Source organism: Streptosporangium fragile (assembly GCF_039534445.1).
GTDB classification, from domain to species: Bacteria; Actinomycetota; Actinomycetes; order Streptosporangiales; family Streptosporangiaceae; genus Streptosporangium; species Streptosporangium fragile.
Window position 1 is genome coordinate 197,735 of the sequence record NZ_BAAAVI010000001.1, and the last position, 21,282, is coordinate 219,016.

22 protein-coding genes are annotated in these 21,282 nt (G+C 71.4%); 14 read left to right on the plus strand and 8 right to left on the minus strand.

The window, feature by feature from the left end:
• The first annotated feature begins 66 nt into the window (after nucleotides 1–66).
• From ABD841_RS00930 to ABD841_RS00945, 4 genes are all read left to right on the plus strand, one after another.
• The gene (locus ABD841_RS00930) at nucleotides 67–2,217 is read left to right on the plus strand and encodes a (Fe-S)-binding protein (protein ID WP_344966730.1); all 2,151 of its coding nucleotides are present in this window, start codon (nucleotides 67–69) and stop codon (nucleotides 2,215–2,217) included.
• Nucleotides 2,218–2,386: 169 nt separating this feature from the next.
• Nucleotides 2,387–3,178, plus strand: coding sequence for a hypothetical protein (locus ABD841_RS00935; protein ID WP_344966732.1), 792 nt, complete (start codon nucleotides 2,387–2,389; stop codon nucleotides 3,176–3,178).
• Complete coding sequence (locus ABD841_RS00940) at nucleotides 3,175–4,251, plus strand: glycosyltransferase (RefSeq protein ID WP_344966734.1); 1,077 nt, start codon at nucleotides 3,175–3,177, stop codon at nucleotides 4,249–4,251. Before ABD841_RS00935 ends, ABD841_RS00940 begins: the two co-directional genes overlap by 4 nt.
• An 18-nt stretch (nucleotides 4,252–4,269) precedes the next feature.
• Nucleotides 4,270–4,551 carry a metal-sensitive transcriptional regulator gene (locus ABD841_RS00945; protein ID WP_344966736.1) on the plus strand — a complete coding sequence of 94 codons (282 nt, stop codon included), beginning with the start codon at nucleotides 4,270–4,272 and terminating at the stop codon, nucleotides 4,549–4,551.
• A gap of 86 nt (nucleotides 4,552–4,637) precedes the next feature.
• Here the strand turns inward: ABD841_RS00945 and ABD841_RS00950 are convergent, their stop codons facing one another.
• From ABD841_RS00950 to ABD841_RS00960, 3 genes are all read right to left on the minus strand, one after another.
• Entirely contained in the window at nucleotides 4,638–4,799 is a 162-nt protein-coding gene (locus ABD841_RS00950; protein ID WP_344966737.1) for a hypothetical protein, read from the minus strand.
• 233 nt (nucleotides 4,800–5,032) lie between these two features.
• A complete protein-coding gene (locus tag ABD841_RS00955; RefSeq protein WP_344966738.1) occupies nucleotides 5,033–6,385 on the minus strand; it encodes a hypothetical protein in 1,353 nt (450 codons plus the stop codon).
• A gap of 243 nt (nucleotides 6,386–6,628) precedes the next feature.
• Nucleotides 6,629–7,189 (minus strand): gamma carbonic anhydrase family protein, encoded by a 561-nt coding sequence (locus ABD841_RS00960; protein ID WP_344966739.1) that lies wholly within the window; start codon nucleotides 7,187–7,189, stop codon nucleotides 6,629–6,631.
• Nucleotides 7,190–7,329: 140 nt separating this feature from the next.
• Between ABD841_RS00960 and ABD841_RS00965 the strand changes: the two genes are divergently transcribed.
• Nucleotides 7,330–8,574: a coiled-coil domain-containing protein gene (locus ABD841_RS00965; protein ID WP_344966740.1), complete on the plus strand. Its 1,245-nt coding sequence runs from the start codon at nucleotides 7,330–7,332 to the stop codon at nucleotides 8,572–8,574.
• Between the two features lie 223 nt (nucleotides 8,575–8,797).
• Here ABD841_RS00965 and ABD841_RS00970 read toward each other — a convergent pair whose 3' ends face one another.
• The 4 genes from ABD841_RS00970 to ABD841_RS00985 all read right to left on the minus strand — a co-directional run bounded on the left by ABD841_RS00970 (nucleotide 8,798) and on the right by ABD841_RS00985 (nucleotide 11,472).
• Nucleotides 8,798–9,058, minus strand: coding sequence for a hypothetical protein (locus tag ABD841_RS00970; RefSeq protein ID WP_344966741.1), 261 nt, complete (start codon nucleotides 9,056–9,058; stop codon nucleotides 8,798–8,800).
• A gap of 124 nt (nucleotides 9,059–9,182) precedes the next feature.
• The gene (locus tag ABD841_RS00975; RefSeq protein ID WP_344966742.1) at nucleotides 9,183–9,935 is read right to left on the minus strand and encodes a GntR family transcriptional regulator; all 753 of its coding nucleotides are present in this window, start codon (nucleotides 9,933–9,935) and stop codon (nucleotides 9,183–9,185) included.
• 150 nt (nucleotides 9,936–10,085) lie between these two features.
• Complete coding sequence (locus ABD841_RS00980) at nucleotides 10,086–10,628, minus strand: VanZ family protein (protein ID WP_344966744.1); 543 nt, start codon at nucleotides 10,626–10,628, stop codon at nucleotides 10,086–10,088.
• An 85-nt stretch (nucleotides 10,629–10,713) separates the two neighbouring features.
• On the minus strand, nucleotides 10,714–11,472 hold the full coding sequence (locus ABD841_RS00985) for an IclR family transcriptional regulator (RefSeq protein ID WP_344966746.1): 759 nt from the start codon (nucleotides 11,470–11,472) through the stop codon (nucleotides 10,714–10,716).
• A gap of 74 nt (nucleotides 11,473–11,546) precedes the next feature.
• Here ABD841_RS00985 and ABD841_RS00990 point away from each other — a divergent pair, with 74 nt between their 5' ends.
• From ABD841_RS00990 to kynU, 9 genes are all read left to right on the plus strand, one after another.
• Nucleotides 11,547–13,001 (plus strand): 2-hydroxymuconic semialdehyde dehydrogenase, encoded by a 1,455-nt coding sequence (locus ABD841_RS00990; protein WP_344966748.1) that lies wholly within the window; start codon nucleotides 11,547–11,549, stop codon nucleotides 12,999–13,001.
• The gene (locus ABD841_RS00995) at nucleotides 12,994–13,791 is read left to right on the plus strand and encodes a 2-keto-4-pentenoate hydratase (RefSeq protein ID WP_344966750.1); all 798 of its coding nucleotides are present in this window, start codon (nucleotides 12,994–12,996) and stop codon (nucleotides 13,789–13,791) included. The genes ABD841_RS00990 and ABD841_RS00995 overlap by 8 nt, the downstream gene beginning before the upstream one ends.
• Nucleotides 13,792–13,828: 37 nt before the next feature.
• Nucleotides 13,829–14,755 carry an acetaldehyde dehydrogenase (acetylating) gene (locus ABD841_RS01000; protein WP_344966752.1) on the plus strand — a complete coding sequence of 309 codons (927 nt, stop codon included), beginning with the start codon at nucleotides 13,829–13,831 and terminating at the stop codon, nucleotides 14,753–14,755.
• Nucleotides 14,752–15,801 carry a 4-hydroxy-2-oxovalerate aldolase gene (gene dmpG / locus ABD841_RS01005; RefSeq protein WP_344966754.1) on the plus strand — a complete coding sequence of 350 codons (1,050 nt, stop codon included), beginning with the start codon at nucleotides 14,752–14,754 and terminating at the stop codon, nucleotides 15,799–15,801. Before ABD841_RS01000 ends, dmpG begins: the two co-directional genes overlap by 4 nt.
• Nucleotides 15,798–16,568 carry a 2-keto-4-pentenoate hydratase gene (locus tag ABD841_RS01010; protein WP_344966756.1) on the plus strand — a complete coding sequence of 257 codons (771 nt, stop codon included), beginning with the start codon at nucleotides 15,798–15,800 and terminating at the stop codon, nucleotides 16,566–16,568. Before dmpG ends, ABD841_RS01010 begins: the two co-directional genes overlap by 4 nt.
• On the plus strand, nucleotides 16,565–16,996 hold the full coding sequence (locus ABD841_RS01015) for a RidA family protein (RefSeq protein ID WP_344966758.1): 432 nt from the start codon (nucleotides 16,565–16,567) through the stop codon (nucleotides 16,994–16,996). Before ABD841_RS01010 ends, ABD841_RS01015 begins: the two co-directional genes overlap by 4 nt.
• Complete coding sequence (locus ABD841_RS01020; RefSeq protein WP_344966760.1) at nucleotides 16,993–17,508, plus strand: 3-hydroxyanthranilate 3,4-dioxygenase; 516 nt, start codon at nucleotides 16,993–16,995, stop codon at nucleotides 17,506–17,508. Before ABD841_RS01015 ends, ABD841_RS01020 begins: the two co-directional genes overlap by 4 nt.
• A 31-nt stretch (nucleotides 17,509–17,539) precedes the next feature.
• Complete coding sequence (locus tag ABD841_RS01025) at nucleotides 17,540–18,511, plus strand: amidohydrolase family protein (protein ID WP_344966762.1); 972 nt, start codon at nucleotides 17,540–17,542, stop codon at nucleotides 18,509–18,511.
• A 261-nt stretch (nucleotides 18,512–18,772) separates the two neighbouring features.
• The gene (kynU, locus tag ABD841_RS01030; RefSeq protein ID WP_344966764.1) at nucleotides 18,773–20,005 is read left to right on the plus strand and encodes a kynureninase; all 1,233 of its coding nucleotides are present in this window, start codon (nucleotides 18,773–18,775) and stop codon (nucleotides 20,003–20,005) included.
• A gap of 280 nt (nucleotides 20,006–20,285) precedes the next feature.
• Here kynU and ABD841_RS01035 read toward each other — a convergent pair whose 3' ends face one another.
• Nucleotides 20,286–20,972 (minus strand): hypothetical protein, encoded by a 687-nt coding sequence (locus ABD841_RS01035; protein ID WP_344966766.1) that lies wholly within the window; start codon nucleotides 20,970–20,972, stop codon nucleotides 20,286–20,288.
• Nucleotides 20,973–21,282 lie beyond the last annotated feature (310 nt).

Sequence of the window (21,282 nt, forward strand, 5' to 3'; positions counted from 1 at the left end):
ACCCATCGTCACCGTGGATGACCGGCGGTCGTACGCTGGCAGCCAACGCCATCTGTGGGAGGACCCGTGCTCTGGGTAGCGATCATCGGGCTGATCATGACAGCCGTCGCGGTCGCGCTTGCCGCGCGCCGTGTGCTGTTCCTCTACAAGCTCGCCACCGTCGGGCCTCCCGCGCCCGAGCGCATCGAATACGCCAGGAACCACCTCGGCGAGGAGATCAAGGCCCAGCTGGTCGAGGTCTTCGGGCAGCGGAAGCTGCTGAAGTGGACGCCGTCGGGCGTGGCGCACTTCTTCGTCATGTGGGCCTTCTTCATCCTGGCGACGGTCTATCTTGAGGCGTACGGCGCGCTGATCCAGGGGGCGATCACCGGCACCCCCGACTTCCACATCCCGATCATCGGCCGGTGGGCCGTCCTGGGGTTCCTGCAGGACTTCATCGCGGTCGCGGCCCTGCTCGGCCTGATCGCCTTCGCCGTCATCCGGATCAGGAACTCGCCGAAGAAGCTGGGCCGCAGGTCCCGCTTCTCCGGGTCGCACCTCGGCGGCGCCTGGCTCGTCCTCTTCATGATCTTCAACGTGATCTGGACGATGTTCCTCTTCCGCGGCGCCTCGGCCAACACCGGCAACCTCCCCTACGAGTCGGGCGCGTTCGCCTCCGACGCCACCGCCGCCCTGCTGCGACCGCTCGGTCCGGAGGCCAACGAGGTCCTGGAGCACGTCGGGTTGCTGCTGCACATCGGCGTCATGCTGGTGTTCCTGGTGATCGTGGTGAACTCCAAGCACCTGCACATCTTCACCGCCCCGCTCAACGTCGCCTTCTCCCGCCGCCCCGACGGCAACGGCCCGGCGCAGCCGCTGCGGATCGACGGCAAGGTCGTCGACTTCGAGGACGAGAACCTGGACGGCGACAGGCTCGGCCGGGGCAAGGTCGAGGACACCACCTGGAAGGGCTTCCTCGACTTCTACACCTGCACCGAGTGCGGCCGCTGCCAGTCGCAGTGCCCGGCCTGGAACACCGACAAGCCGCTCTCGCCCAAGATGCTGATCCTGGACCAGCGCGACCACGCCTTCAAGATCGCTCCGTACCTGTCGGCCACCCAGGAGCAGCGCGCCGACCTGCCCGAGGACGTGCTCTCCCTGCTGGACAAGCCGCTGGTCGGCGAGGAGGGCGTCATCCACCCGGACGTGCTCTGGTCCTGCACCAACTGCGGCGCGTGCGTCGAGCAGTGCCCGGTCGACATCGAGCACATCGACCACATCCTCGACATGCGCCGCTACCAGGCGATGGTGGAGTCGAACTTCCCGTCCGAGGCCGGCGTCATGGTCAAGAACCTGGAGAACAAGGGCAACCCGTGGGGGATGTCCGAGATGAAGCGGGCCGACTGGATCGAGGAGCTCGCCGGCCGCGAGGACGACCCGATCGAGGTCCAGCTCGTCGACGAGAAGATGCCCGAGGACACCGAGTACCTCTTCTGGGTCGGCTGCGCCGGAGCCCTGGAGGACCGGGCCAAGAAGACCACCAAGGCGGTCGCGGAGCTGCTGCACGTCGCGGGGGTCAAGTTCGCGGTGCTCGGCCCGATGGAGGCCTGCACCGGCGACCCGGCCCGCCGCCTGGGCATGGAGTACCTCTTCGACATGCTGGCCAAGCAGAACATCGAGACGCTCAACGAGGCCGGGGTCAAGAAGATCGTCGCCACCTGCCCGCACTGCTTCAACACCCTGGCCAACGAGTATCCGCAGCTGGGCGGGACCTACGAGGTGGTGCACCACACCCAGCTGCTGGCCAAGCTCGTGGACGAGGGCAGGCTGATCCCGGTCACGCCGATCGACGAGAAGATCACGTACCACGACCCCTGCTTCCTCGGCCGCCACAACAAGGTGTACTCCCAGCCCCGCGACATCATGGCCAAGGTTCCCGGCGTGCGGACCCAGGAGATGCACCGCCACAAGGACCGCGGCTTCTGCTGCGGCGCCGGCGGCGCGCGGATGTGGATGGAGGAGCGGCTCGGCAAGCGCATCAACACCGAGCGCGTGGACGAGGCCCTCACCACCGACCCGGACACCATCTCCACCGCGTGCCCGTTCTGCCTGGTCATGCTGGGCGACTCGATCAACGAGAAGAAGAACACGGGTGAGGCCAAGGAGACGCTCGAAGTCGTGGACGTCTCCCAGCTCCTGATCAAGTCGATCAAGGGTCAGCCCGTCGAGGCGTCCTGACGCGGACAGCCGGTTATGCCAGATGCGACATGTTCTCTCATGTCGCATCTGACATGCCGTCAAGCCATCAGGAAAAGGACACTGGGTCCGAAAACCTTTCTCCACATAACGGGAAAATCACGGTAACCTCAACGTCGCGTAGCTCATTCGACGGGGAGGGGGCTCGACGATGCGTGTCGTCGTCAGCGATGCCGAGGTGACCCTGGCCGACGTGCTCTCACTCCGGTTGGTCATCGATGAACCGCTTGCCGAGGGCACCGAGTTGGTCCTGCGGAACCGGGCCACCGCCGCCGAGAGCCGGGTGCGGCTCGGCGTGCCGGGGGCCGAGGTGCGCGACGCGACCCTCGCGGTCTCGCTCGCCCCGCTGGAGCTCGGCCCCGGCCGCTGGGACACGTACCTCGACCAGGACGGCACGCGCACCCGGCTGCGGAGCGTCGATCCCGGCTTCTCGCTCGACCACCTGGACGCGTACGCGCTGAGCCGCCGGACGCTGGCCTACCGCGCCTACCGGACCCGTAACGGCTTCCTGGCCCTGAAGATCGACGACGCCCGGCCGGCGGCGGAGGTCCGCTCCGTCTGGTTCAGGGAGGGCCGCTTCGAGGTCACCGGGCTGCTGGCCTTCACCGGTCTCGATGACGACGAGTCCCGGCACGAGGCGAGGCTGGCCCTGCGCCGGAGCCGGCCCGACGCCGAGCTGACGGCGATCGCGACGGTTCAGGGGGTGCGCTTCCACGCCGCGCTGTCCCTGTGCGACGTGGTCGCCGCCGCCGACCAGTCCGGCACCTGGGAACCCTCGCTGGAGGTGGACGGGGTGGCCACGCCGCTGCGCCTGGGCTCCCGGCTGGACGACGTGGACGGCAAGCGCCGCAGGCTGCACTACCCGGCCGCGCAGATCGACGGGGTGCCGATCCGGCCCTGCTACACCGCGGACGACGAGCTCAGGATCGAGGTCGGCGGGTGAGGATCTGCCTGCTCGTCCCCTCCGCCTACGGCATGCGGGGTGACGTCCGCTCGGTCGTCAACCTCGCGGGAGAGCTCGCAGAACGCCACGACGTCGAGATCCTCAGCGTCCGCCGCCACCGGGAGAAGCCGTTCTTCCCCGTCGTCCCCGGGGTGAGGATGTCCTGGGTGATCGACGCGCGGCCCGGGGTGCGCCACCTGCTCCCGCGCGGCCAGATGCGCACCGAGGTCGCGCTCTGGCGGCGGCTGCGCACCCTCAAGGCCGACGTCCTCGTCACCACCCGGCCGGGTCTCGGCGTCCAGGCGGCCCGGCACGCGCCGCGCGAGATGGTGCGGCTGGCCCGCGAATGGGGCCGGCCCCCGGTGCCGGGCCCGATCAGGAAGTTCTATCCCCGCCTGGACGGGGTCGTCACCGCCACCGAGGCGAGCCGGGAGGAGTGGGACCGTCTCCTGGAGGAGAAGGTCCCGGTCACCCTGATCCCGGACGCGCTTCCCGGCGGACCGTGGCCGCGCTCGCGGATGGACAACCGCATCGTCGCCGCGGGCGGGCGCCTGATCCCGGTCAAGTCCCACGACCGGCTGATCCGCGCGTTCGCCGTCGTCGCCGACAAGCGTCCGGACTGGCGGCTGCGCCTGTACGGCGCGGGCCCCGAGGAGAAGCGCCTGCGCGCCCTGGTGGGCTCCCTCGATCTGCACAACCACGTCTACTTCATGGGCACCACCTCCGACCTGACCGGTGAGTTCGCCAAGGCGTCGATCGTGGCGACGACCTCCAGGACGGAGGCGCTCGGGATGACCGTGATCGAGGCGATGTCCAGCGGGGTGCCGGTGATCGCGTTCGACAGCCCGCGGGGGCCCGGCGAGTTCGTGACCCACGGGCGCAGCGGGGTGCTGGTCCCCGAGGGGGACGGCGAGATCGAGGCGTACGCCTCCGCGCTGCTCGCGCTCATCGACGACGAGCGGCGACGCCGGGCGCTCGCCGCGGGCGCGCTGGGGGCCGCGGCGGCGTACGGGGCGCCCTCGGTGGCCGTGCGCTGGGAGAAACTGATCGCCTCGGCGTCCCGCGGCGCCTGACACGGGTACCGTTGGGACATGCATGGGTACAGCGGTGACAAGCAGGCTTATCTGACCCGGTTACGACGCATCGAAGGGCAGATCAGGGGCCTGCAGCGAATGGTCGAAGAGGATGCCTACTGCATCGACGTGCTGACCCAGGTGTCGGCGGCCACCAGGGCGCTCCAGGCCGTGGCGCTCGGCCTGCTGGAGGACCACATCGGGCATTGCGTCGCAGACGCCATCAACACCGGCGGCCCGGAGGCTCAGGAGAAGGTCAAGGAGGCCTCGGCGGCCATCGCCCGGCTCGTCCGCTCGTGACTAGTCACAGGACTATCCTCTGACCACGTCCCGGACTCCCGAAGAGGAGTCCGGGACCGGCCGTCAATACGGTTCTCTCAGTGGCTTCAGCGGATCGCCGAAGCGCTCAATCCGAGCGCGTTGTCGAGCTCCACCAAGGTGAGCGGCCGTTCGCTGATGGCGACGGCGGTCAGCACCTCGGCGTAGAGCGCGATCTCGTCCAACGCGACACGGTCGTGGACCCTGGAGTCCAGCTCATCGTGCCCCACCGCGTCGTCCTTCCTTCCGCAGCCCACACCCACTTCGAGGTTACGGCGGGCCGTCATCGGTGCCCATGGCCCATCGGGACCATTCCTGGCGCGGCCGCCACGACCCCGGGAGGATCATTTCCCGTTTCCGAGATCACAATTCAGCTAATTGTCCGATGCGAGGGGGGTTAGAAGGATATAGGGAGAGTAAGGATGAAATAACTCCATTTGTGGTTTAATTCTGCTGGTTCTTGTCAGAAGTGATGAGGATAGGTTCCTGATACTCCTGGTGCGTCCGGGACGGGGTCGTCGCGCTCGTGCGTCAGCCGGTGCACGAGCGCCGAGGCCGTCGCGAAACCCCGCTCGGGAACGGCCGTCCCGGTGAGGCGGCACCAGGCGAGCCCGGTGGCGTACGCCGCGCCCAGCAGCGCGGCGGCCGAGCCCCGGTCCGCCGGATGGAGCGCCGAGGGCAGCTCGCCGGATTTCGGCCAGCACCCCCGCAGCGGATGCGACGGGTCGGTGAGCACCACGTGGAGGATGTGCCGGAGTTCGGGATCCAGCCACGGGTAGATCCCGTCGGCCGCCCGCGGCGCGAAGGCCGCCAGGTCGGCGGCGAGCAGAGAGGCGGCCACCGCCCGCGGGTCGGCGCCCTTGGGGGCGAGGAAGCCCAGGGCCTGGACGAGGTCGTAGAGCGTGTGCTGGAAGTGGTCGCCGGGCGAGGTGTCGGGGAGCGTGACGTGGGACGGGCAGCGCGAGATCCAGGCGTGCCGCAGCGCCTCGTCGCCGTGATGGGCGAGGGAGGGATCCTGGCAGGCCCGGCGGAGCAGCGGGTCGAGCATCGTCAGCAAGGCGTCGGCCCGGGGCCGGAACCTGGCGTCGCCGCGCACCACGGCCGCGGTGTCGGCCATCAGCGCCACCAGCCGCAGGCCCGCCTCCGGATGGCCGGCCCTGACCCGCTCGCCGTACAGGGCGACCAGATCGTCCAGCGTGGTGGGCGGCAGCCAGCGGACCCACTCGTCACCGGGCAGCGGCCGGGCCAGGAACTCCCCGAACACCGAGAGCAGCACCTCGTTCCCGTCGAAGGCGGGCGCGTAGGCGCACCACATGAGCGTGCCCCAGATCGCGGCGACCGGACTGGCCACCTCCTCGGCGAAGAGCCGCGTGAACGGCCCGGTGACCGGGAAGTCCTCCCTGCGCCGGCCACGCTGGCGGACGACCAGCTCGCGGACCCGCTCGGTGATCTCGTACGGGACGTCGGGGCCGATGAACCCCTGCACCGACCCGCGGTCGGCGGTGAAGTCGGGCCCGGCGGGGACCAGGTGGGGCATGATCACCGAGGTGGCCTGCACGATGTGCGCCGCCGCGCGGAAGTCCCGGTCGGCGGGCGGGGCGGTCAGGTACCAGCGGCCGTCGGCCGGGTCCTGGCGGTACCAGCGGGCGTGGGCGCCGAACAGCCAGCGTCCGCCGTCGGGGGTGGCCAGCGTGCGCAGCGCGATGGCCTGGGCCCGCGCGAGCGGCGGGAGCATCGTCCATCGGGGGTCGGTGACCATGGTGCGCACGTCGTTCTCGATGCTGTCGAAACCGTCCCACTGCCACACGCCGGTCATCGGCATCTCGGGGTGCGCGACCCCGGCCGCAGCCAGGGGCGGCAGGCCCCTGCCTCCCTTCGGTCAGGTCATGCTCGGGCCTGCGATCACCGAGCGGGCCTTGCACGATCCTAAGGCTCTTCCCGCCGCCGCGGCGGGGCGACCGGCCCGGCCGGTGCGCACACGGAGTCCAGGCGGGGCCCGGCCGGGGTGCGCACGGGGCCCAGGCGGGGCCCGGCGGGGTCCGGCCGGGGTGATGCGGGTTCAGGCGGTGGCGGGCCCGCCGGGCGGAGGGACGACGGCCGCGGCGCGGTGGCGGGCCGCCTTGGCGATGTAGTTGTCCGGGGTGCGGGCGAAGGAGGCGCGGTCGTCGTCGGTGAGTTCGCGGACGATCTTCCCGGGCACCCCGGCCACGAGCACCCCGGCCGGGATCTTCTTACCGGGCGGCACCAGCGCGCCCGCCGCGATCAGGGAGCCCGCGCCGATCCGCGCCCCGCCGAGGACGATCGCGCCGATGCCGACGAGCGCGCCGGCCTCCACGTGGGCCCCGTGCACCATGGCCTTGTGGCCCAGGCTCACCCGGGGCTCCAGGACCGCGGGCTCACCGGGGTCGGCGTGCAGGCAGCACAGGTCCTGGACGTTGCACTCCTCGCCGACCTCGATGGCCTCGTCGTCGCCGCGGAGCACCGAGCCGTACCAGACGTTCGCGGCACGGCCCAGCCGCACCCTGCCGACGACCACGGCCCCGGGGGCGACGTAGGCGTCCGGATGGATGTCGGGGATCGCGTCGGCGTCGAGGGAGGCGATGTACGGCGTGGCGTTCATGAGAACGATGTTACGGGGAGTGAGCGTGTCCGGTATTTCGGCAAGTACGTCGGGCGTTCCGGTTGCACAGTGGGACAGTAAGCAGGAAAGTCGTCTCCTGACGTCTCCTTTCCCGCCACACGACCTCCACGGGCAGTGCAATGACAAACCAGCACGACAGCTTTCCCAACCTGATGCATGAGGACTCGTTCGAGGTCGTCATGCGCGGCTACAGCCGTCGTCAGGTCCACGACTACATGGACCGCACCCGCCACCAGATCCGTGATCTGGAGGAGCGGCTCACCCGTGCGATCGCCCAGATCGAGCAGAGCCGGATGGAACTCGCCGAGGCCCGCCGGAGGCTCTCCGACGCCCCGCAAGACTACGACGAACTCGGCCAGCGGCTCAGCCAGATCCTGAAGCTGGGCGAGGAGGAGGCCGCCGCCAAGCGGCAGGTCGCCGAGGCCGAGGCCGCCAAGCTCCGCGACGACGCCGCCCAGGAGGCCGAGCGCCTCGTCACCTCCGCGCAGGAGCGCGCCGAGGGCATCCTGAACGCCGCCCAGCAGGAGGCCGAGCGCCGGGTCGTGGAGGCCACCTCCGCCGCCGAGCAGATGCTCTCCCAGGCCGGCAACGATGCCGAGGAGACGCTCAACGCGGCGCGTGCCGAAGCGGACGAGACGCTGCGCAGCGCCCGCGCCGAGGCCGACCGGATGGTCACCTCCGCCAGGAACGAGGCCGAGCGTACGGTCGAGGCCGCCCGCGCCGAGGCCGAAGCCACGGTGGCCGGCGCCCGCGCCGAGGCGCAGGCGACCGTCACCTCGGCCAACGCCGAGGCGCACTCGACGCTGACGGCCGCCCAGCGGCGTGCCACGGTCCTGGACGAGACCACCGGCCGCCGGGTCGCCTACCTCACCGACACCCACCACGAGGTCATGCGCCGCCTGCACGAGATGGGCGCCGTCCTGGGCGACCTGCTGCACCGCGAGAGCGTCGCCGGGCCCCTGGTCGACGAGGCCGCGGTGCTGCCCCCGGTGCCCGCCCAGCTCGTCCCGCCCGCGCTGACCGCCCCCGCCGGACCGGCCGAGGTCCGGGGCGCGCAGGTGCGGTCCCTGGAGTCCGGTGCCGCCGCCGGGACCGGGGACGGTTCCGTCGAGGTCGTCACCGTCGAGCCGGAGGCCGCCGGTCCCGCCGGGCACGGGCCCGCGCCGGAGGCCGGACGGGACGCCGAGCCCGGCGACGCCTCGCCGGACGTCGAGTCCGTCCGGGTGATCGTGGACGACGCCGCCCCCGGGGCCGGCGGGCGCGAGGCGGCCGAGCAGCACATCGAGGTGTACGACGACACCGACGTGGATCTCACCCCGGCCGCCAGGCGCGACGACGAGGAGTACGCCGCCCGTCGTAAGTGAGCCGCCGGCCGGGCACGTGCCGACGTCCCGGGGTTCCCCCCGATCGGAGGCGTGGGGGATTCCGGGTCGTGGTACGGCCCCGCCGCGCCTTCCTCGCCCGGTGCCCGGTCTGCTGCCGGGCCGGGCGGAAGCCCCCGCCCCCGATAGGGTCGGGGGCTTCCGCGATTGGGGGCCCGGCGCCGGGACCGCATGCGATCCGCTGATCCCGGTACCGGGCGGTCTGTCAGGTCTCCGTCCCGTCGTCCGGATCGTCGGGATCCGTGCCCGCCGGGTGCGGGCCGGCGGAACGGGCCTGCTGGTCGCGTAGCTGCTCGCGCAGCCCTTCCGGGTCGTCCGCGTCGATCGTCATCGCGCAGCCGAGATCGCGCTGGGCGGAGGTCAGCGGGTGGTGGCGGGTGGCCCACCACCTGCCCGCGTCGCTCCGCCAGATCGTCCAGTCGGGAAACTCCCGGGCGATTTCTGCGAGATGTCGGTCGAGAGACATCTGTGCACCTTCCCCGCGCCCAGGCCCGCCTTTGACGTTCCACCTCTGACGGTGAGGCACTTCTCTAGAGAAATCAATGATCGCGAGGGTCAGGTCAACCTATCGGTTGACAGATGGACTTGATCTATGCGTCGAAGTCGTACTGGAGTACATACGAGGCGGCGTCGAGGACCATCTCGTTGACCTCGACGGGAACGCCGTCGGCGGTGTAGGCGGTCCTGGCGATCACGATGACCGGGGTGCCCGCCGGGAGGTCGAGCTGGACGGTCTCGTGGGGGTGGGGCATGCGGGCGCGGATCTCCTCGGTGAAGTGCACCGGGGCGTGGCCCAGCTCACCCAGGCGCGCGTAGACGCCCCCGGGCCCGGTGTCCTGGCGGGTGATCGCGGTGTTCTCCACCAGACGGGCCGGGAAGTGGGAGACGGACAGCTGCACCGGCCGCCCGTCCACCGAGTAGCGGCGCCTGCGGACCCACACCTCGGCGCCGCCCAGCGCCCGGGCGACGGCGTCATCGGCGGTCTCCCGGTCGATCTCGACCTCGTCGACGGTGTAGGGGCGGTCTCCGGTGTCGGAGTCCCAGATCGCCTGGCCGCGTCCCCACTGCTCCCGGGAGAGCCGCCTGGCGCCGTGCCGCCTGATGGGGCGGAACAGCCGGACGTACACCCCCGAGCCGCGCTTGGGAACGGCCAGTCCTTCGTTGATTAGTACGGACAGGGCCTGCCTGGCGGTCGCACGGGCTATGCCGTGCTGCGCCATCAGGGCGTTCTCGCCCGGAAGCCGGTCCCCGTCTCGGAGATCACCGGACAGGATCGCTTCGCGAAGCCCGTCGGCGATGCGCCGATAGATCGGGGGCTCGGGAGGTACCGGGGACTGCTGCACGTTCGATCACCCTCTGTCACCAACCGGGTTTGGCGTCTCCAGAGAACTTGCCCCGCCTTGTCCACGATCGCACAGATACAGGGGTTGGTAACGTGCTTCCTTTGGGAGGATCGTGCCTGTGTGGCGATCTTAGGGAGTTTTTCCGGTCCGTTACTGTGGAGCGGTCCCATCCGGTATTCGGGAGGCCCACCACCGGCGCGTGACGATCGCGGCCAGGACGGCACCGGCGGTGTTGACCGCCACGTCGTCGAGGGAGCTCACCCGGCCCAGATTCAGGACGTACTGGAGCAGTTCCACGGCGCACGAGGCGGCTGCCGCGACGACCGCGACGGCGCCGGGCGAGGCGAACCGCGCCGACCGTACGGGCAGCATCGCGCCGAGCGCGGCGAAGACCAGGAGATTCCCTCCCACCTGCACGAACGCCGTCCGGCCCGGTCCCTGAAGGGTGGCCCACAGGTCGACGAAGGGGACGAGGCTCACCCCCGGGACACCCACCCCGGGGGTGAGGATCATCCAGATCCAGGGGGCGGTGCCGGCCACGGCGACCACGTCGGCCAGGGCCGTGCGGACGGGGAAGGGGTGGCCGGCCCGGGTGCGCCGGGCGGCCAGCAGCCACCCGGCGAGGGCGGCCGGCGGGATCGCAAGAAAGGCTGCGATGACGACATCGCCCCATAAATGCCACGCCTGGTCCATGGGGCAATGATGCCGGGGCCCGGGGCCCGGTCGGCCCATCAGGGGGTACGGGAAGGTGGCCTCCGGGCAAGCCCTTCGCGGTGGGTCAGATGGTCCTGGCCAGGGCCCGGGAGATGCCCAGGGCGGCTGCCTTGACGGCCGGGGCCAGACGGGTGGGCTGGAAGCGGGCCAGCGGCACCGAGACGGACAGCGCGGCCACGGCCACCCCGTCGCCGAACACCGGGGCCGCGATGCACGCCCCGCCCGGTTGGGCCTCCTCGCGCTCGTAGGCCAGCCCCGCGGCCTGGATCTGGCCGAGGGCCTCCTCCAGGCGCTGCGGATCGACGATCGAGTGCGGGGTCAGCCGGCGCAGCGGGCGGCGCAGGACCTCCTCGATGAGGTCGGGACCGGAGTAGGCCAGCAGCGCCTTGCCGATCCCGGTGCAGGTCAGCGGGAGGCGCCCGCCGACGCGCGAGGGCAGCGCGAACGCCTCCTGGCCGCGGATCTTCTCGACGTAGACCACGTCCAGGCCGTCGCGCACGCCCAGGTGCACGGTCTCGTGGGTGGCCTCGTACAGGTCGTGCATGAAGGGCAGCGCCGCGTGTCTCAGGTCGCGCTCCAGGGGCACGATGCTGCCGAGCTCGAACAGGCGGCGGCCCAGGTAGTAGCCGTCGGGACGGCGGACGAGCGCCCCGATCCCGGCCAGCTCGGTCAGCAGCCGGAAGGCGGTGGTCCTGGGCAGATGGCAGCGCTCCACGACGTCGGCGAGGCGCAGCGGCCCTCCCGTGGGGCGGAACGCGTCGAGCACCAGCCAGGATTTCTCCAGCAACGACAACCGGTCGGTGTTCCGTTTCACGGAACGCATTGTTGCCCAGGTACCGCCGTCGCATCTATACCCGTACGTAGTCATCCGAAGGAGCCCTTCCCCGAGGAGAAGTCTTGTCTGACCAGGTGGCCCACTTCATCGGTGGCGTGCCGGTCGCCGAGGGCGCGACGTTCGCCACGTACGACCCCGTGACGGGCCGGCCGGTCCGCCGGGTCCACGAGGCGGACCGGACCGTCGTCGACGCCGCGGTCGCCGCCGCCCGCGCGGCCCTGCCCGCCTGGGCGGCGCTGCCGCCGGCCGAGCGGGCGGCCTGGATGCGGCGCCTGGCCGACGCGATCGAGGAGCGGTTCGAGGACCTGGTGGCCGCGGAGATCGCCGACACCGGAAAGTCGATCACGCAGACCCGCACGCTGGACATCCCGCGCGGCGCCGCCAACTTCCGGGCCTTCGCCGAGATCGCGGCCCAGCGCCCGGAGCAGGCCTTCCACCTGCCGGAGGTGCTGAGCTACACGGTCCGCAGGCCCCTCGGCGTGGTCGCGGTGATCGTGCCGTGGAACCTGCCGTTCCTGCTGGCGACCTGGAAGATCGGCCCCGCGCTCGCCGCGGGCAACACCGTCGTCGTCAAGCCCTCGGAGCACACGCCCGGCTCGGTCGCGGTGCTCGCGGAGATCGCCGCCTCGATCGGCCTGCCGCCCGGCGTCCTGAACGTGGTGCACGGCTTCGGCCCCGGCTCCGCGGGCCAGTTCCTGGTCGAGCACCCGGGGGTGGACGCGGTCACCTTCACCGGCGAGAGCCGCACCGGATCGACGATCATGAAGGCGGTGGCCGACCGCGTCAAGCCGATCTCCTTCGAACTGGGCGGGAAGAACGCCGGACTGATCTTCGCCGACGCCGACCTGGACGCCGCCGTCGAGGGGAGCGCGCGGTCGGTCTTCACCAACGGCGGCCAGGTCTGCCTGTGCACCGAGCGGCTCTACGTGGAGCGGCCGGTCTTCGAGGAGTTCACCGCGCGGCTGGCCGAGCGGGCGAGGCGGCTGACGTTCGGGCGCCCCGCCGACGAGAACACCACGATGATGCCGATGATCTCCGCCGAGCACCGGGACAAGGTGCTCTCCTACTACGAGCTGGCCAAGAACGAGGGCGCCGAGATCCGCGCCGGAGGTGGCGTGCCCCGGTTCGGCGACGACCGCGACGGCGGCTACTACGTCGAGCCCACCGTGCTGACCGGCCTGCCGCGCGACTCCCGGGTGAACCGGGAGGAGATCTTCGGCCCGGTCTGTCACATCACCCCGTTCGACACCGAGGCCGAAGCCGTCGAGCTGGCCAACGACAGCGAGTACGGCCTGGCGGCGACCGTCTGGACCTCGGCGCTGAGCCGGGCCCACCGGGTCGCCCAGTCGCTGGAGGCCGGACTGGTCTGGGTCAACACCTGGTACCTGCGGGACCTGCGCACCCCCTTCGGCGGGGTGAAGCTCTCGGGCATCGGCCGCGAGGGCGGCACGCACTCGCTGGACTTCTACTCCGAGCCCACCACGATCACCATCAAGCTGGAGCCTGGACATGAGTGAGTGGAGCGAGGCCACCGACGTGCTCACCGAGGTCGCCGACCGGTTGCTGGAGGCGGCCCGCAGCGGCAAGCCCTGCCCCCCGGTGCGTGAGATGCTGCCCGACCACGGCGCGTGGACCGGCTACGCCGTACAGGAGATCAACACCCGGCGCGCGCTGGCCGAGGGACGGCGGCCGGTCGGCCGGAAGATCGGGCTGACCGCCCCGGCGGTCCAGCGCCAGTTCGGCGTGGACCAGCCCGACTTCGGCGTGCTCTTCGCCGACATGGCCTACCTCGACGGCCTGCCCGTCCCGACCGGCCGCTTCCTGCAGCCCCGGGCCGAGGCCGAGATCGCGCTGGTCCTCGGGAGCGACCTCGTGGGCGGGCCGTTCACGGTCGCCGACGTCATCCGGGCGGTCGACTTCGTGCTGCCCGCGATCGAGATCGTCGACAGCCGGATCGCCGGGTGGGACATCACGCTCGTCGACACGGTCGCCGACAACGCCTCCAGCGGCGCGTTCGTCCTGGGCAACACCCCGGTCGGCCTGCGCGGCCTGGACCTGCGCCTGGCCGGGATGACCATGACGCGGAACGGCCAGGAGGTCTCCACCGGCGCGGGCGCCGCCTGCCTCGGCCACCCGCTGAACGCCGCCGTCTGGCTGGCCGACGCCCTGGGCCGCACCGACTTCCCCCTGCGCGCCGGGGACGTCGTCCTCACCGGCGCGCTCGGCCCGATGGTCCCCGCCGAGCCCGGGGACGTGTTCGAGGCCCACATCGACGGCGTCGGCTCGGTGCGGGCGGTTTTCGCGTGACGCCCGGCACGTCCGGTCCTACGAAGGCGGATCTGTTGTGAAGATAGCGATCATCGGTTCCGGGAACATCGGCACCGACCTGATGTTCAAAGCGCTGCTGTCGGAGAAGGTCGAGGTCGTCGCCATGGCGGGCATCGACCCCGACTCCGACGGCCTGGCCCGGGCCCGCCGCCGCGGGGTCGCCACGACCCACGAGGGCGTCGAGGGCCTGGTGGCGCTGCCCGGCTTCGCGGACGTCGACGTCGTCCTCGACGCGACCTCGGCCGGGGCGCACGTGCACAACGACCGGGTGCTGCGGGCGCACGGCAAGCGGGTCATCGACCTGACGCCCGCCGCCCTCGGACCCTACGTGGTGCCGCCGGTCAACCTGGACGCCCACCTCGGCGAGCGCAACCTGAACATGGTCACCTGCGGCGGGCAGGCGACCATTCCCATCGTGGCGGCGGTGGCCGCGTGCACGCCGGTCAGGTACGCCGAGATCGTCGCCTCCATCGCCTCCCGGTCCGCCGGGCCGGGCACCCGGGCCAACATCGACGAGTTCACCGAGACGACCTCGCGGGCGATCGAGAAGGTCGGCGGGGCGGCCAGGGGCAAGGCGATCATCATCCTCAACCCGGCGGAGCCGCCGTTGATCATGCGCGACACGGTCTACTGCCTGGTCGGCGAGTGCGACGAGGCCGCCGTGACGCGGTCCGTGGCGGAGATGGTGGCCAGGGTCAACGAGTACGTGCCCGGCTACCGGCTCAAGCAGGGCGTGCAGTTCGAGACGGTCCCCGCCGGAGAGCCGCTGCCCGACGGCACGCGCACCGGAGGCGTCAAGGTGTCCGTCTTCCTGGAGGTGGAGGGCGCCGCCCACTACCTGCCCGCCTACGCGGGCAACCTCGACATCATGACCTCGGCCGCGCTGCGCACGGCCGAGCGCCTGGCCGACCGGGCGGAGCGGGCCGCGGAGGTGGGCGCGTGAACCTGTACGTCCAGGACGTGACGCTGCGGGACGGCATGCACGCCATCCGGCACCGCTACACCACCGCCCAGGCCGCCGAGATCGCCGCGGCGCTCGACGCCGCCGGGGTGGCGGCCATCGAGATCGCGCACGGCGACGGACTCGCCGGGAGCAGCTTCAACTACGGCGCGGGCGCCCACACCGACGACGAGTGGATCGAGGCGGTCGCGGGCGCCGTGCGGCGGGCGAAGCTGACCACCCTGCTGCTTCCCGGCATCGGCACCGTCCACGACCTGCGGCGCGCCCACGCGCTCGGCGTCACCTCGGTCAGGATCGCCACCCACTGCACCGAGGCCGACATCGCCGCCCAGCACATCTCCACCGCCCGCGAGCTCGGCATGGACGTCGCCGGATTCCTGATGATGTCCCACATGGCCCCGGCCGGGGAGCTGGCGCGGCAGGCCAAGCTCATGGAGTCGTACGGCGCGCACTGCGTCTACGTGACCGACTCCGGTGGCCGGCTGACCATGGACGGGGTCCGGGAGCGGATCCGGGCCTACCGTTCGGTGCTCGACGAGGGCACCGAGATCGGCATCCACGCCCACCACAACCTGGGGCTGGGCGTGGCCAACTCGGTGGTGGCGGTGGAGAACGGCACCCACCGGGTGGACGCCTCCCTCGCCGGGATGGGCGCGGGCGCGGGCAACTGCCCGATCGAGGTGTTCGTCGCGGTGGCCGACCTGATGGGCTGGGAACACGGCTGCGACCTGAACGCGTTGATGGACGCCGCCGACGACCTGGTCAGACCGTTGCAGGACCGGCCGGTCCGGGTGGACCGGGAGACGCTGACGCTCGGCTACGCCGGGGTCTACTCCAGCTTCCTGCGCCACGCCGAGGCGGCGTCGTCGCGTTACGGCGTCGACACCCGGACCATCCTGGTCGAGGCGGGCCGCCGCCGGATGGTGGGCGGGCAGGAGGACATGATCGTGGACATCGCGCTGGATCTGGCGGGTTCGCCGGCTTCGGCGGGTTCGGGGACTTCGGGGGCTTCGGGAGGCGAGGAGTGATCGACATCCACGGGCTGGCCGCCGTGCTGGACGAGGCCGCCCGGACCGGGCGGCCGGTGCCGCGGCCCGAGCAGGACTACGGCGTGGCCGACGCCTACCGGGTCCAGGAGGAGTTGATCCGGCTCCGCCTGGCCGGGGGCGACCGGCTCTCCGGGGTGAAACTGGGCTTCACCAGCGAGGGCAAGCGCCGCCAGATGGGCGTGCACGACGTCATCTTCGGCCGGGTCCCGGAGTCGACGGCCATCCTCGACGGCTCCCACGCCGACATATCCCGCTACATCCATCCGCGGGTCGAGCCGGAGGTGGTCTACCTCATCGGCCGGCGCATCGCCTCGGTCGCCGACGCGCTCGCACCGGACGCCGTCGCGGCCGTCGCGGCCGGCATCGAGGTCATCGACTCGCGCTACGAGGACTTCCGTTTCTCGCTGCCCGACGTGATCGCGGACAACACCTCCGCCGCCGCGTACGCCGTCGGCCCGTGGCAGCCCTACGACCCCTCGCGGTGGAACCTGGGCGTCGTCTTCGAGATCGACGGGCGCGTGGTCCACACCGGCTCGACCGGCGCCATCCTGGGCGACCCGCGCCGGGCGATCGTGGAGGTCGCCCGGCTGGCGGCCCGGGCCGGGCTGGTCCTGGAGCCCGGGTGGATCCTGCTCGCCGGGGCGGCCACACCCGCCGAGCCGCTCGCGCCCGGGGCACGGGTCCGCGCGGAGATCCAGCACCTGGGCTCGGTCTCGTTCACCGCCTCCGCGGGGGAGGACCGGTGAGCGGGGAGAGCGAGGGGATCGTCGTCACCGGCAAGGCCACCCCGCGCGGGAGGTTCCCGCACATCAGACGGGCCGGGGACCTCCTGTTCGTGTCCGGTACCAGCTCGCGCCGGCCGGACAACACGATCGCCGGGGCGAGCGCCGACGAGTTCGGCACGGTCACGCTCGACATCGTCGAGCAGACCCGCGCCGTGATAGAGAACATCCGCGACATCCTCCGGGCGGCCGGAGCCGGCCTGAGCGACGTCGTGCAGATCACCACCTACCTGGTGAACATGAACGACTTCGGCGGGTACAACGCGGTCTACGCGGAGTACTTCGACGAGACCGGTCCGGCCCGCACCACCGTGGCCGTCCACCAGCTTCCCCATCCGCATCTGCTGATCGAGATCCAAGCCGTGGCCCACCGACCGAAGGAGAGCTCGTGATCCCACCCATCGACTTCACCGCGTGGATCGACGAGAACGCCCACCTGCTCAAGCCGCCGGTGGCCAACAAGATGGTCTTCGAAGGCGCGCAGGACTTCATCGTCATGGTCGTCGGCGGCCCCAACGCGCGGACCGACTTCCACATCGACCCGTACGAGGAGCTCTTCTACCAGATCCGCGGCAACATGCACGTCAACGTCATGACCCCCGAGGGGCCCGAGACCGTGCACATCCGCGAGGGCCAGATGTGGCTGCTCCCGCCGAACACGCCGCACTCGCCGCAGCGCCCCGAGGAGGGGTCGGTCGGCCTCGTGGTGGAGCGGATCAGGCCGGAGGGCGTGCTGGAGAAGTTCCTGTGGTACTGCCCGGAATGCAGCGCCGTGGTCCACGAGGTGGAGCTTCAGGTGCGTGACATCGTGACCGACCTGCCGCCGGTCTTCCAGGCGTTCTACGACGACGAGAAAGCCCGCACCTGCGAGAACTGCGGGGCGCTCCACCCCGGCAAGGGGTAGGGCGGGGACGGCGAGAGGCGAGGGACAGCTGTTGATCATCGACGTTCACACACACCACGTCCCGGGGGGCTGGCCGGACCTCGGCTGGCCGGGGGCGCCCCGGCTCCGGGTCGACTCCGAGCGGGAGGCCATGATCCTGCTCGGTGACCGGGAGTTCCGCCGGATCGCCGACGACTGCTGGAACCCCTCGGTCCGCCTGGAGCGGATGGACGCCGACGGGGTGGACGTCCAGGTGGTCTCGCCGACGCCGGTGTTCTTCTCGTACGACCGCCCGGCGGCGCAGGGCGCGCAGGTCGCGAAGATCTTCAACGACCTGGCGCTGGAGATCTGCGCGTCCGAGCGGCTGGTGCCGTTCTGCCAGGTGCCGCTCCAGGACCCCGACCTGGCCTGCGCCGAGCTGGACCGGTGCCTGGCCTCCGGGCACGCGGGCGTCGAGATCGGCAACCATGTCGGCGACCGGGATCTCGACGACGAGGGAATCGTCCAGTTCCTCCAGCACTGCGCCGCCGTGGGCGCGCCCGTCTTCGTCCACCCGTGGGACATGCCGGGCGGACCCCGGCTGGAACGGTGGATGGCGCAGTGGCTGGTGGGCATGCCCGCCGAGACCCACCTGTCGGTGCTCGCCCTGATCCTGGGCGGGGTGTTCGACCGGGTGCCGGAGACGCTGCGGATCTGCTTCGCGCACGGCGGCGGCTCGTTCGCCTTCTGGCTCGGCCGCTTCGAGAACGCCTGGCACCGTCGCGGCGACCTGGTCGGGGTCTCGGAGTTCCCTCCCTCGCACTACCTCGACCGCTTCAGCGTCGACTCGGTGGTTTTCGACGAGCGGGCGTTGCGCCTGCTGGTCGACACGATGGGGGAGGACCGGGTCATGCTCGGCTCCGACTTCCCCTACCCGCTGGGCGAGTCGCCGGTGGGCTCGCTCGTCCGGGGCGCGGGGTTCCTCTCCGAGGACGCGCGGGCCAAGCTGCTCGGCGGCAACGCCGCCCGCTTTCTCGGCCGGTGACCCATGAACGCATGAACCGGTGATCCATGGACCGGTGACCCGTGAACCGGTGACCCGTGAACCTGCGAACCGGTGATCCGCGGGCGGCCCCGGACCACCGGTTCGTGGGAGCGGGCGGGCCCGGACCGGTGAGCTCCGGGCCGCCGGCTCACGGGCGGGCGCGAACCGGTGAGCTCCGGGCCGACGTCCCCGACGTGCGGTGACATGCACCGTAAACGGCATTATGGGAGGGTCTCTAACCACCCGACCCGGAGGCGATTCGTGGCCATCAGCCGTGCGGAGTGCGTCGCGCTCGACGCCAGCGACCCCCTCAGGCACCTCAGGGACGAGTTCGTCCTGCCCGACGGGACGATCTACCTGGTCGGCAACTCCCTCGGAGCCCCGCCGAAGACCGCCGTGGCCGCGGTCACGCGGACGGTGGAGCAGGAGTGGGGCGGTCGGCTGGTCGGCGGGTGGAACGCCTCCGGCTGGTACGACCTGCCCCTGACCACCGGTGACCGGATCGCCCCGCTCATCGGCGTGGGCCCCGGCCAGGTCGCCGTGGGCGAGAGCACCTCGGTCGCGATCGTCAAGGCCGTCTCCGCCGCCCTGGGCCTGCGCCCCGGCCGGCGCGTGATCGTCTCGGACCTGGACAACTTCCCCACCGATCGCTACGTGGTCGAGGGGCTGGTCAGGGCGCTGGGCGGCTACGAGATCCGCGACGTCTCCGGGCCGGGCGGTCTCGCGGGCGCGCTCGGGGACGACGTCGCGTGCGTGCTGATGTCGGAGGTGGACTACCGCACCGGGGCCCGGAACGACACGGCCGCGGTGACCGGGATGGTCCAGGCGGCGGGCGCGCTGATGGTCTGGGACCTGTGCCACAGCGCCGGGGCCTTCCAGGTCGACATGTCGGCCGCCGACTTCGCGGTCGGCTGCACCTACAAGTACCTCAACGCGGGCCCGGGGGCTCCGGCCTACATCTACGTGCACCCGCGCCACCAGGCCGAGGCGGAGCACATACTGACCGGCTGGCACGGGCACGCGGCGCCGTTCGCGTTCGAGCCGGGCTTCCGCCCCGCCGAGGGCATCCGGCGCTTCACCGTGAGCACCCCGCACGTGCTCTCCTTCGCCCCGCTCAACGCCTCGCTCGACATCTGGGAGCGCGTCGACCTGACCGCGCTGCGGGCCAAGAGCGTGGCGCTGACCTCGCTCTTCGTCGAGCTGGTCGAGGAGTTCTGCGCGTCGTACGACCTCGCGCTGGTCTCGCCGCGCGATCCTGAGCGCCGGGGCAGCCAGGTCAGCTTCCGTCATCCCGACGGCTACCCGGTCATACGCGCCCTGATCGACCGCGGCGTCCACGGGGACTTCCGCGCTCCCGACGTCCTCAGGTTCGGCTTCGCGCCGCTCTACATCGGCTACGCCGACGTCCACGACGCGGCCGTGGCCCTCGCCGAGGTGCTGCGGGAGGAGCACTGGCGCGACGAGCGCTACCAGCGGCGTCTGGCCGTCACCTGACAGCCGGGGGAGGACGTCCGCCGTCCGGGGCGGGGCGGAACCCGGTCCCGGTGTTCCGCGAGGTGGGACGGGGTGTATCGGGGCCGGTGCGTCCCCGGCCCGAGGCGTCCGGGCAGCCGGGCCGGGAACGCACCGGAGCTCTCGTCTCCCGCGCGCCGTGCTTCCTCGGCGGGCACGAGGCCGCCGGGGAAGCACGCGGGCGAGAGACCATCACGCGCCGGATCGCATGGGCGGTCACCGGTGCAGGCGCCGTCCGGCGAGACGCCTGACCGGGCGGGCGTCAGCGCGGGCTCAGCGGGCGTCCCTGGAACATCGGGCGCTTGGTCTCCCAGTACCGCCAGCCCTCCACCCGGGCGGGGATGTTGGCGATTCCGGCGGCGACCGGGCGCACGGTGCAGTTGCGGACCTGCCGCCAGGCGGTGAAGCCCACCCGGTAGCCGAAGACGCGGTACCACAGGTTGCCGTACTTGCCCTTGCTGATCTCCCTGGTGTAGTCGTGCCCGGCCTCGACCACGAACTCCTCGGCGAGCAGGGGGTTCACGTTGTTCGCCAGGGAGCGGACCAGGGTCGCCCTGTCGATGTTGGCCCGCTCGATCGAGGATCCCTTGACCCGCTCGATCTCGATCTCGGCGTACACGCGGTGCTGCCGCCTGACCGTCGCCGTCATCGTGCCGCCGGGACCGTCGATGAAGCGGGTGCGGGGCAGGTAGAAGTTCCGCGGGTGGAAGTCGTGGAACCGGAAGAACTGCCTCGGCCGGCACTTCCTGGCGGCCTCCTCGGAGATCAGGGACCGGTCGTGGCGGTCGAAGTGGTCCGGCGACGTCGTGCTCGTCGAGATGGAGGTGCTCGACGTGGACGAGTCGTCGTCCGGCGGCGGAGCGTTGTGCAGGGACACGGCGGCGGACGGAGACGCGGCGAGGGCCAGGGAGAGAGAGCCGGCCACGGTCAACGCCGCCAGCCCCTTCATCGGCCCGCGTCCCTTCGGCCGGTGACGTGCGGCTCCGGCGTTCATCGGAGGAGTGGACGTGGACATAAGAGACACCGTTCCTTTCGAGGCGCGGCCCGTGGCCGCGGTCGATCCGCTGGCCTTGGATACGGCCCATGCACATACGTTGAGCGACTCAGCGTGATGTTGAAGATACTTACAGTCACTATCGGTCGACCTGTGTCGCCACGCCGACATGGAGTCCACTAAATAAGGAAAGCGCAGGTGAAGCGGTGTCTATGCGGATTGGTCGTCGGCCTGCCGGTGCCGCGTCCGGCGGCCCGGGGCGTCG